We start from the raw sequence: 11,063 nt of genomic DNA, 5'->3' as shown, positions 1-11,063 counted from the left end.
GGGCAACGACAACTTCCGCGCCAAACGCTACATCGCCAAGTACACCATCAACCCGGCCATTACCCATGGCATCAGCCACGAAGTGGGCTCGGTCGAAATCGGCAAATGGGCTGACCTGGTGCTCTGGCGTCCGGCCTTCTTCGGCGTCAAACCAACCTTGATCCTCAAGGGAGGTGCCATCGCCGCCAGCCTCATGGGCGACGCCAACGCCTCGATTCCCACGCCGCAGCCGGTGCACTACCGCCCCATGTTCGCCAGCTTCGACGGCTCGCGCCACGCCACCAGCCTGACTTTCATCAGCCAAGCGGCGCTGGACGCCGGAGTGCCTGAACGCCTAGGCCTGAAGAAGCAGATCGCCGTGGTCAAGGGCTGCCGCTCGGTACAGAAGACCGACCTGATCCATAACGCTTACCTGCCCGACATCGATGTCGACCCCCAGACGTATCAGGTCAAGGCCGATGGGGTGTTGCTCTGGTGCGAGCCGGCCGACGTGTTGCCCATGGCCCAGCGCTATTTCCTGTTCTGAGGCAGCTTGAGCGGTCTAACTATGTAGGTCTTCACCACGCCCCGGTTTTCCTAAGGTGTCGCTCCACTCAACGAGGAGCGACACATGACCACCACACCCCCTATTGCGACCCCTGTCCCAACCCCCCTTACGGCGGCGAACGTGAGAGCTATTGCCGAACGCTATTACCAACACTTTCCGGACGTACGCGAGTCGGCACGTGATTGGGGCATCAAGCTGCTGAAGTTCCATACTCATCTTGACCTGGATCCGGACCAAGTCTATTGGCACGACTTCGACAACGCCCAGACCAGTAGCCTGGCCTATACCGGCCAGCAGCACATCGGCAAGCCGAAGGAAACGCTCACGGTCACCGAGCTGGTGCTGCGGCGCTTCAGGACCTTCTACCAGATCAACTTCGACCTGCTCGATCAGATGTCGGGCTTCTACACCGTCAAGGATGCGGGAATCTACAACGAGACCAACGAGGTACCGCTGGCGCCTTCGCAGATCATGAAGGAGTTCTGGGCGACCGATTTTTCCAGTCACTATCAGCGGCGCCTGAATGCCTTCCTGCGCGACTACGCCGACGACGGCCGGGTGTTGATCAAGATCCTGTTCTTCAGCTTCACCTGGAACGCCTACAACACAGGCGCATTGAGCAACAAACAGCTCAAACTGGTGTTCGATGCGTTCGCCGGGCCGATCGCCATACCACCTACGCTGGATGACCTGCAACGCCTGCATACTCAGCGCACCCTGGCGTCGGTCAAAAGTTTCACCCTGGGCGATCTGACCTCGTTCGACATCCTGCGCATCACCACCGCCGAAGGGCCGGAAATTCTGTACATGCCGGCGGGCTGGTTCAGAACCTTTCACAACGAGCAGCAGCTGTACGAGTGGATCGCCGAAACTGCCGCCGAAGAACATGGCCGCGAGCGTCTGATCGGCCATTTCAATACCGCCGGAGAGTCCACGGTACCTCCCCGCAAACTGCTGCTCGCCACCCTCGAGCGCATTCGCACGACGCCTTGGCAATCAGGTCAGCGGTTGCTCAACGGCGTCAGCAAAGTGATCGACAAGGACGTGTTCACGTTCCTCTTCGACACGGTGCGCGAACGTCTCAAGCTCGATGCCAAAGAGCTTCTGGCCTCCAACCACGAACTGCGCAAGGAACTGTTCCTGATCGACCTGGAAGCCTTCATGCGCATCGTCACCCCGCTGGCTCCGGCGGATACGGGCGTCGCGCTGGTGGCGGTGGCAGCCGGTTCGATTGCCTTCGGCACGCACCTGGCCAAGGCCGTACACGGCGAGACCCGAGCGGCCCGTCAGGCCGCGTTCACAGCGGCGATACTGGATGCGTTGAACATTCTCCTGGATATGCCCATGTTGCGCGGGGTAGGCGACGATGCCATAGCCGAATTGGGAAGCTTCGAGGAACTGGGTGCTGCACTTGAACTGGATGAAACAGATCTGGCCCAGATCGACCGCATCGTTACCGGCAACTCGCAGTTGGATGCGGTTGCTACCCAGGAAGACCTGACCGGTCTGACCGAGGGCACAGGCATCTACCAAGGCATTTACACCACCGTTGAAGGCAACCACTACCTGCGCATGGACGGCAAGGTGTTTCAGGCCCTGCACATCGAAGCCCTGGACCGATGGGTGATCGTCGACCCCATTGCGCCACAGCAGATCATCGGAAGCTGGCCTGTGCAGAAGGACTGGATGGGCCGCTGGGAGCTGTTCACCCTGACCGCCCCCCAAGATCAGACGGCCGCAGCGGATGCACTGGCGGCGTTCGATACCGACCCCGGTTTTCGCGACATCACCACCATGCTCATCAGTCCCAACGCGCATCAGTTGATGACCGGACCCATCGACAGCGTTCTGCGCACCGCGCGCTCACAGCTGATCGAGCTTCGACAGACCCTGGGCAGCCAGGCCGAGGCGTTTTTCCAGGGTTCACTGCCTCAGATCAGCCCTAGATTGCCAGCGATCACCGTTACCATGACGCCAAAAGAGTTCCTGACGCAGGTGTTCGCCATCAACAACGGTCTGGTGATCAATGAGGGGACCAACGCCGTGGGCAGCTGCCAGCTGTTGATCAAGTACATGTCAACGCTCAAGGCGCAGCAGGTCAAGACGCTGTATGTCCAGGGATTGCTCAAGGATCTGCACCAGACGGCGCTGGACGAGTTCGAGAAAACCGGCACGTTCTCCCGCGAGCTGGAAAAGCAACTGCGTACCCTGCACACCCGCGGTACCACGCTGGACACGGGGCGCTACACCCTTCGTCAGGTGCTGGTGGAGGCCCGTCGCCAGGGCATCAGTGTGAAAGCGCTGGACTGCGCGGCGAGCTTGTCCACCGACGGGCTGCAAACCCCCTCGGCGCATCTGGGCCAACGCATGCGCGTTTACTACGCGTACAAGCGCATCGAAGCGCTCCAGAGCGGCAAGCCAGATGAAAAGTGGCTGGCCTTGACCGATCAATTACTGGCCAACCACCACAATCGCACCCCAGGGCTGGCCAACATCATGGGTACGCCGAGCCTGCGGGTCACGTGGGTGGACTTCGATCAGCCCCTGCGTTTCGCCGCAGATACGGGCGAGGTGCTGTCGCCGGGCTTGATCCCCATCCGTGGCGATATCAGCCTCAAGCTGCCATTGCCTGGCAAACCCACCGACAGCGAGCCCCGGGTTCGCTGACCACCCCGACTCGTGCCAGGCCTGAACGGATGCTCGATCAGCGCCCCCAGTCCTGCCGCGGGTCGAAGTCGGCGTGCTGTGCCAGGGCCTGCCAGGCGGCCTTGGTGCTCTCGTCGGCCGCCGGCGGCATGATCACCTTGATCTGCGCGAACAGATCACCGCGCCCGCCCTGCTTGTTCTTCAGGCCCATGCCCTTGACTCGCAGGCGCTGGCCGTTCTGGCTGTCCGGGCGGATCGTCAGGTTGATCCGGCCGGTCAAAGTGGGCACGGCGACCTTGGTGCCCAACGCTACTTCCCACGGCGCCAACGGCACCTGAATCACCAGGTCGCCGGCATCCACCTCGAACAATGGATGGGCTGCCAGACGCAAGGTCAGGAACAGATCGCCGCTGGCACCGCCGGCGACGCCCGGCGCGCCCTGGCCCTTGAGGCGAATGCGTTCGCCGTCGGCAACGCCTGCGGGAATCTTCACATTGAGGTTCTTGACCACGTCGGTCAGGCGCTGACCGCCGGCGTTGTATTGCGGCACCTTGAAGCTGATCTTCTTCGACTCGTCAGCCAGGGTTTCTTCAAGCGAAATCGACAGCTCCATCTCCACGTCCTGCCCGTTGCGCGCCGGGCTGCGCTGCTGCCCACCCCGCCCGAACGGATTGCCACCGGCCGCACCGCGACCACCGCCGCTGTTGCCGAAGATGGTGCTGAAGAAATCCGAGAAATCGCCGGCGCTTTCCTCATGGAAACCACCGCCGCCACGCCCCTGCCAGCCCGGCGGCCCCTGGAACGGGCGACCGTGCTGGCCGTATTTGCGCAGCTCGTCGTATTCGGCGCGCTTGTCGGCATTGCTCAGCGCTTCGTAGGCCTCGCTGGCTTCCTTGAACTTGTCCTCGGCGTCCTTTTCCTTGCTGACGTCGGGGTGATATTTACGCGCAAGCTTGCGGTAGGCGGTCTTGATCGCCTTCTCGTCCGCCGTCGGCTCGACGCCCAGAATCTTGTAGTAGTCTTTGAAATCCATCTAAGCATCACCATCAATGAGCGAATGCGCGCCGCCCGCGCCTATTGGTCGGACTCGGCAACGCATGGGAAGTTTATCGGCTGCAGGCCACTGGATGTGAACAGTGAGTTGTACAGCCCGGTCGATGGCTAGAAGGTTGGGGCCGCCGGCGCACTTTCAAGACAGCCGCGGCTCTTGATTCTGTACGCAACTGGCATACACTGCGCGGCCGTTTTTTGAACAGACCCGCCTTGCCATGAAAAACGCATCCCCGGCCCGCGCCTGCGGCATCGACTTCGGCACTTCCAACTCCACTGTCGGCTGGCATCGCCCGGGCAGCGAGACGCTGATCGTGCTGGAAGAGGGCAAGATCACCCTGCCTTCGGTGATCTTCTTCAACTTCGAAGAGCGACGTCCGGTTTACGGTCGCCTGGCCCTGCATGAATACCTGGAGGGCTATGAAGGCCGTCTGATGCGTTCGCTCAAGAGCCTGCTGGGCTCCAAGCTGATCAAGCACGACACCAGCGTGCTGGGCACGGCGATGCCGTTCAAGGACTTGCTCGGGCTGTTCATCGGCGAGCTCAAGCAGCGTGCCGAGGCCAACGCCGGTCGTGCGTTCGATCAGGTCGTGCTGGGCCGTCCGGTGCATTTCGTCGACGACGACGCGGCCGCCGACCAGGAAGCCGAAGACACCCTGGCCGAGGTGGCGAAAAAGGTCGGCTTCAAGGACGTGTCGTTCCAGTTCGAGCCCATTGCAGCCGCCTTCGACTACGAGTCCACCATCGAACGTGAAGAACTGGTGCTGATCGTCGACATTGGCGGTGGTACGTCCGACTTTTCCCTGGTGCGCCTGGCGCCCGAGCGCCGTGGGCTGGACGACCGTGCCGAGGACATCCTGGCCACCGGTGGCGTGCACATCGGCGGGACTGACTTCGACAAGCAGCTCAGCCTGCAAGGCGTCATGCCGTTGTTCGGCTATGGCAGCCGGATGAAGAGCGGCGCCTTCATGCCGACCAGCCACCACATGAACCTGGCCACCTGGCACACCATCAACTCGGTGTACCTGCAGAAGTCGCAGCTGGCCCTTGGCAGCATGCGCTATGACATCCAGGACACCGACGGTATCGACCGCCTGTTCAAGCTGATCGAGCAGAAAGCCGGACACTGGCTGGCCATGGAAGTGGAAGAGACCAAGATCCAGCTGACCGAGGCGGCCAGTCGCCACGTGCCGCTGGACCGGATCGAGTCGGGCCTGAGCGTGGAGCTGACCCGGGCGCTGTTCGAGGCGGCCATCGACAACCTGCTCGAGCGCGTACGCGGCAGTGTCGGCGAATTGCTGATCAAGGCGGGCGTAGGCGTGGAGCAGGTCGACACGGTGTTCTTCACCGGCGGTTCGAGCGGCATCCCGGCGCTGCGCAACAGCGTTGCGGCAATGCTGCCCAATGCGCGGCATGTGGAAGGCAACATTTTCGGCAGCATCGGCAGCGGCCTGGCCATCGAGGCGCGCAAGCGCTACGGCACGGAGTAAGGCAGGCTAGGCCTCTTCGCGGGCAGAGCCCGCTCCCACAGAGTTCCCACAATACCTGTGGGAGCGGGGCGGGCGGCGAGCCATCTGCCCGCGAAGAGGCCAGTAAGCTTTACACCAACTGAGCCTGCTTCAACTCACTCTTCAGATAGGCATAGTAGATCGGCCCCGCCACCACCCCGGGCAGCCCGAAGGCTGCCTCGAAGATCAGCATCGCCAGCAGCAGCTCCCACGACTTCGCACTGATCTGCCCACCGACGATCCGCGCGTTGAGGAAGTACTCGACCTTGTGGATGAGTATCAGATAACCCAGTGCCGCCATGGCCACCCAGATCGACAGCGACAGCCCGACGATGGTGATCAAGGTGTTCGAGATCAGGTTGCCGATCACCGGTAACAGCCCGAGCAGGAAGGTCAGCACGATGAGGGTCTTGGTCAGCGGCAGCTTGATCCCGCATAACGGCAGTACCACGGCCAGGAAAATGGCCGTGAAGAAGGTGTTCAGCAGGGAAATCTTGATCTGCGCGAAGACGATGTTGCGAAAGGCCCGCACCAGCAACGCCAGACGGTCGAACAGCGCCGCCGCCAGGGGCTTGCGCTGGTCGGGATCGGGAATCGCCTGCAGCGCGATGATGGCGCCCAGCACCATGCCGATCAGCAAGGTCACGAACATGTGCGCGGCATCCTTGCCGACCAGTTGCAGATCGCTCAGGTGCTTGCTCAGCCAGCCGCTGATGGCCACGCGAAATTCGGCGGCGCTGGCCGGCAGGTAGGCGTCGATGAAGGGCGGCAACTGGCCGCGCGCACGATCGACCACGCCCATGAACTTGTTGAGCGAAGCACCCGGGTTTTCCGCTTCGTGCAGGACGAAGCTGATGACGCCAGCGAACAGCAGCGCCAGGCTGCTGACCACCAGGGTGCCCAGCAGCGCCACTGCCACCCACCGCGCACGACGCCCGGCGATCAATCGCTCCAGCTGCGGAGTCAGCATGTTGACCAGTTCGAACACCAACAAGCCCGCCAACAGGCTGGGCAGCAGGCGCATCGGCAAGACCAGCAAAAGGCCGCCAAACACCAGAATCCAGCTGGCGATCAGCACTTGACGCGAAGAGAACATGGGCATAAAGCCTCAGAAGCGAGCGATTCGAAAGGACAGGCAGTCTGCCAGCGTTGCGAGCGAAGGGCCAGTAGACGAACGCATGCGCGGCCCCGGCTAAATTGCGTCATTTGTTTTCCAGCGTGGGCTGCCCGTGGGTGGCCTGGCCAGCCAGTCGACGGGCGAAAAATTTCAGAACTATCGTCTCCTCATCACGCTCCAAATCAGCACAGGGCCACTCACGGCCCATCGAAGGAGCGACTCCCCATGTACAAGCAATCCTTGGCTGCACTGTGCGTCATCGCCTCGCTGGCTGGCTGTTCCTCGAACACCACCGTGCAGAACCCGGTGGACTTCGTGACCTATCGCGACGCACCGCTGGTCAAGCAGGTCGAGAAAGGCATGACCATGCAGCAGGTCCTGGCCATCGGCGGCACACCGTCGACCGTCGTTGCAGGCACCGCCAACTCCGCCTACGGCACTTGCAACAACTACATCCTCAACCGTGAAGGCCATCAACAGCCTTACTACGTCAGCTTCGACAGCTCGGGCCGTGTCGCGACCAAGGGCTTCATGACCTGCGAGCAGCGCAAGCTGAACGAAACCGCGCCGTAATCCTGCTTCAGGCGGCTGACGAAAGGCCCTCCCCAGGCCATTTGTAATAAAACTTTTCGTCGCCGCCGCCACTCACATTCCTGTAGCGACATTCATGCAATGACGCATCTGCACCGATCCCGCCGGGTTCCGAATTCGGAACAACAGAGCGCGACGGCTCAAACCGTATAGCTGGAGATAAACATGCTGAACCTAGAAACTTCCCAACTGACATCCGTACAAGACCTGCGTGCCCGCGCACGTCAGAACGTCGATCAAGGCGCCGTCACCGAAGGCTACAACGCCGACCGCGAAGAGATCATCAAACTGCTCAACGGCTCGCTGGCCACCGAACTGGTGTGCGTGCTGCGCTACAAGCGCCACTACTTCATGGCCAGCGGCCTGAAGGCAAGCATTGCGGCCGATGAATTCCTCGAGCACGCCGAGCAGGAAGCCGAACACGCCGACAAGTTGGCCGAGCGCATCGTGCAACTGGGCGGCGAGCCGGAATTCAACCCGGACCTGCTGAGCAAGAACTCCCACGCTCAATACGTGGCAGGCAACACGCTCAAGGAAATGGTCTACGAAGATCTGGTGGCCGAGCGGATCGCTATCGACAGCTACCGCGAAATCATCCAGTACATCGGTGACAAGGACCCTACCACTCGCCGCATCTTCGAAGACATCCTGGCCCAGGAAGAAGAACACGCCGACGACATGGCTGACATTTACAACGCACTGTAATCGTCAGTCGCAGGTCCCAAGCCAGAACTCAGGTTCTGGCTTTTTTATGCCCGGTCATTTTGCCTGCACCCCGTAGGAGCGGTCCGGGGCCGCGAAACAGGCGACCCGATGCAATTGACACACCGCAGCGCCTGGTTCGCGGCCACGGAACGCTCCTACAGAAACCGGCTCAGGATCCAGGTACCGTCTTCGGTGCCTTGCCCGCCTTCATCTGCTGCAGCAGCGGCGTGCACTGGTTCGGCTCACCACCGCTGGGTGCCACCAGCGCCAACAGGCCTGCCGCAGGCCCGATGGTCGCGCCAAGGGCGACCATGCCAGCCCCGCGCAACAACAACGGTACCGCCTGCACGCCGGCATTGGGCTTGGCGAACGGGCCGCGCACGTACAGCGGCGAGCGCAGCGACAGCAGACGGAAACCCTTGGACTCCGGCGAGATCTTCAGGTCCAGTTGTTCCTGCTTGAAATTCACCGTGCCATCAATGTAGATGATCGCGTTCTCGGTATCGAAGACGAACAGATCGGTGCTGGCCAGCCCGTTCTTGATGCCCAGGGACGCGGCCGCGCAGTTGATGTCGACTTCCTTGTCACCGAAGATCTTGCCGACCAGGTAGTTGCCGACGTTCAGCCCGGCAATCTCCATCAGGTCGCGGCTCACCGCGCCATCATTGACGAGCATTTTCAGATTGCCATTGGCCGTCCCCAGCAGCGCCGCCACCGAATTGCCGGTGCCGGCAATGTCGGCGTCGCCGTTGAGCTGACCGAAGCTGGTGCGCATGGGTTCGAACGAGGGGAACAGTTGCTTGAGCTGAAAGCCGCGCGCGGTCAATTTGGCCCGACCCTGCAACGGTGTGGTCCGGCCGTTCAGCGAGATCTGTGCGTCGAGCTTGCCGCCGGCCACGCCGAAGCGCAGCGGTTCCAGGCGCAGGTTGCCGTCGTCCAGCACGACATGGGTGTACAGGTCAGTGAACGGCAGGTCTTCGCTGTGGACGATCTTGCGCCCGGTGAACTCGACGTCGGCGTCCATGGCGCGCCAGCGGTCGGTCTTGAACTCTTCCACCGGCAGGACCTTGCCGGCCGGTTGCTTGCTCGCTCCGCCGCGGGCCTTCTGCTCGGCATTGGAGTCAGCACCGATCAACGGCTTGAGGTCGGCGAACAACAACTGGTTCGACACCAGCGCGCCGCTCAGCTTTGGCCGAGGCTGGCTGGCGACGAAGCCCAGGTTGCCATGGATGTCGCTGTTGCCGATCTTGCCGTTGAAATCCTCATAGCGAAACGACGCGCCGCCAGGCTCGTGCAGCTTGACCAACAAGTGCCCATCGGTTTCGTACGCGGGAGAATCCGGCAGGGTCACGCCGGTCAGTGGGTAGAGATTGCCCAGGCTGCTGCCACTCAGGCGCAGGCGCAAATCGAGCGCGCCCAGGTTGCGCGGATCGGTCAGAGTGCCGGCAACCGCAGCGCGGTTGTCGGCGATACGCACATCGACCTGCACGGGAAACGGCCGAGTAGCGTCCTGCAGCGCCAACAGCCCGCCGATCTTGCCCGAGCCCGAGAGCGGCAGGTCCTTGTAGCGACCATCGACCTTGAAGCCGAACGCGTAGTCCTGCGCACTGGCACCTTGGTCGGCGACTTTCTTGGCCGCACCGCTGCCGACGATGTCGCTGAACGGAATGGGTTTACCCAATGGGTCGATCAACACCTTGACCGAAGTCTTGAGCGTCTGGTCGTCGAACGCCACCACGCCCTTGTCGAAGCCGATGGAGCCAATGTCCATGACCCACTTGGACGGTTCGGCGTCGGGGTCCTTTTCGTCGAACTGGAAGGTCCAGTTGGCGCGACCATCGGCCAGACGTTGCAGAGAGACATCGGGACCGGTCAGGTCGATACGCGGTATGACCACGCGCTGGGCCAGCAGCGGCAGTGGGGAAAGACGAAATTCGACCTTCTGCAGGCTGGCCATCTGAGGTTTCGACGACCAATCGGGGTTGCCCAGGGTGATGTCCTGGGCGACGAAACGCGGCCACGGCACCCAGGCACGCCAGCCACCTTCATCCTCTTCACGCTGCCAATGCACGGCGAGGTCACCATTGATGGCAAAGGGACGATGCAGGGCTTCGGAAACCTTTTCGTTGAGCGTGGGTTTGATTCGATTCCAATCGAAGGTGGCGATCACCACTACCACTATCAGCAGCAGGACCAACAGGCTGCCCAGGGTCCAGGCGACGATTTTACGTGGGCGCGTCATTGCGGGCTCCTTGAGACTGCGTGCTCCCGCGAGCACAGGGGGTACTACCAACAAGGGTAGGACTGATAAACGCCTTGAGGGTTTAGTTTTTGGGTTTTTCGAGCCCGGACGCGGCTCGCGCCGCTCCTACAGAAATCGTGGTATGCCCCTGTAGCAGCGGCGCAAGCCGCGTCGGCGGTGGATGGGATCCGCCCGATAAAACGCGTCCAATCCGAAATATGCATGCGTCATCACTATCAACGTTACCGATGGTGACGCCCGACAACGGTGCCCAAGCCCGCGAAAATCCCCGCGCTGGTGCACTGAAACCCTCGATCTAGAGCCCTCGCGGCAAAACATCATTTTCGTTGATTGTTACCATTGCCTTTATGAACTTTTCTATCGAATTTCAAAGAGTAGCATTGGCTCTGTACCCAATTTCTGCCCTCCCAAGGAGCGCCTACATCATGAAACGCCAATTGCTGCTTTCCCTGACCCTGTCCGTCCTGGCTGCCAACGCTTTCGCCATGCCCGCTGCGGATCAAAGTGTTTCCGCCGAGCTTCGATCCAGCGCTGCCAGCTACAGCCAGCCTTACCTGGCCGAAGATGGCTCGGACCGTACCCCACAAGGCGCTGTCGCCGAGAACGGTTCGGACCGCACCCCTCAGGCCACCTTCG

At 61.7% G+C, this 11,063-nt stretch carries 8 protein-coding genes and 1 pseudogene; 6 read left to right on the top strand and 3 right to left on the bottom strand.

The window, feature by feature from the left end:
• Together B2V21_RS11915 and B2V21_RS11910 are read left to right on the top strand one after the other, a co-directional pair.
• Positions 1–526: amidohydrolase family protein (locus tag B2V21_RS11915; protein ID WP_286916947.1), on the top strand; the 526-nt coding region annotated here is incomplete at its 5' end.
• Between the two features lie 141 nt (positions 527–667).
• Positions 668–3,214: a membrane-targeted effector domain-containing toxin gene (locus B2V21_RS11910; RefSeq protein ID WP_286916946.1), complete on the top strand. Its 2,547-nt coding sequence runs from the start codon at positions 668–670 to the stop codon at positions 3,212–3,214.
• A 37-nt stretch (positions 3,215–3,251) separates the two neighbouring features.
• Here the strand turns inward: B2V21_RS11910 and B2V21_RS11905 are convergent, their stop codons facing one another.
• Positions 3,252–4,226 (bottom strand): DnaJ C-terminal domain-containing protein, encoded by a 975-nt coding sequence (locus B2V21_RS11905; protein WP_286916945.1) that lies wholly within the window; start codon positions 4,224–4,226, stop codon positions 3,252–3,254.
• A 235-nt stretch (positions 4,227–4,461) separates the two neighbouring features.
• Between B2V21_RS11905 and B2V21_RS11900 the strand changes: the two genes are divergently transcribed.
• The gene (locus B2V21_RS11900) at positions 4,462–5,733 is read left to right on the top strand and encodes an Hsp70 family protein (protein ID WP_056844355.1); all 1,272 of its coding nucleotides are present in this window, start codon (positions 4,462–4,464) and stop codon (positions 5,731–5,733) included.
• 109 nt (positions 5,734–5,842) lie between these two features.
• Here B2V21_RS11900 and B2V21_RS11895 read toward each other — a convergent pair whose 3' ends face one another.
• Entirely contained in the window at positions 5,843–6,853 is a 1,011-nt protein-coding gene (locus B2V21_RS11895; RefSeq protein WP_049862003.1) for an AI-2E family transporter, read from the bottom strand.
• A gap of 240 nt (positions 6,854–7,093) precedes the next feature.
• On the opposite strand from B2V21_RS11895, the gene osmE reads away from it, so the two are divergent.
• On the top strand, positions 7,094–7,441 hold the full coding sequence (gene osmE / locus B2V21_RS11890) for an osmotically-inducible lipoprotein OsmE (protein WP_049862004.1): 348 nt from the start codon (positions 7,094–7,096) through the stop codon (positions 7,439–7,441).
• 183 nt (positions 7,442–7,624) lie between these two features.
• Positions 7,625–8,164, top strand: coding sequence for a ferritin-like domain-containing protein (locus B2V21_RS11885; RefSeq protein WP_043191077.1), 540 nt, complete (start codon positions 7,625–7,627; stop codon positions 8,162–8,164).
• A 169-nt stretch (positions 8,165–8,333) separates the two neighbouring features.
• On the opposite strand, the gene B2V21_RS11880 is transcribed toward B2V21_RS11885, so the two are convergent.
• Positions 8,334–10,406 carry an AsmA family protein gene (locus B2V21_RS11880; RefSeq protein ID WP_286916944.1) on the bottom strand — a complete coding sequence of 691 codons (2,073 nt, stop codon included), beginning with the start codon at positions 10,404–10,406 and terminating at the stop codon, positions 8,334–8,336.
• Between the two features lie 446 nt (positions 10,407–10,852).
• Here B2V21_RS11880 and B2V21_RS11875 point away from each other — a divergent pair.
• Positions 10,853–11,063: pseudogene (locus B2V21_RS11875) on the top strand (hypothetical protein); the annotation flags it as partial.

Source organism: Pseudomonas sp. UBA6276, from assembly GCF_002438365.1.
GTDB classification, from domain to species: domain Bacteria; phylum Pseudomonadota; class Gammaproteobacteria; order Pseudomonadales; family Pseudomonadaceae; genus Aquipseudomonas; species Aquipseudomonas coleopterorum.
The sequence above is the reverse complement of the archived record's forward strand: the minus strand, read 5'-3'. Positions and strand labels throughout refer to the sequence as shown.

What these genes read in the sequence shown, in the direction of transcription:
- B2V21_RS11895 (WP_049862003.1), bottom strand. Translation starts at nt 6,853, where the DNA reads ATGCCCATGTTCTCTTCGCGTCAAGTGCTGATCGCCAGCTGGATTCTG.
- B2V21_RS11885 (WP_043191077.1), top strand. Translation starts at nt 7,625, where the DNA reads ATGCTGAACCTAGAAACTTCCCAACTGACATCCGTACAAGACCTGCGT.
- B2V21_RS11880 (WP_286916944.1), bottom strand. Translation starts at nt 10,406, where the DNA reads ATGACGCGCCCACGTAAAATCGTCGCCTGGACCCTGGGCAGCCTGTTG.
- B2V21_RS11900 (WP_056844355.1), top strand. Translation starts at nt 4,462, where the DNA reads ATGAAAAACGCATCCCCGGCCCGCGCCTGCGGCATCGACTTCGGCACT.
- osmE (WP_049862004.1), top strand. Translation starts at nt 7,094, where the DNA reads ATGTACAAGCAATCCTTGGCTGCACTGTGCGTCATCGCCTCGCTGGCT.
- B2V21_RS11905 (WP_286916945.1), bottom strand. Translation starts at nt 4,226, where the DNA reads ATGGATTTCAAAGACTACTACAAGATTCTGGGCGTCGAGCCGACGGCG.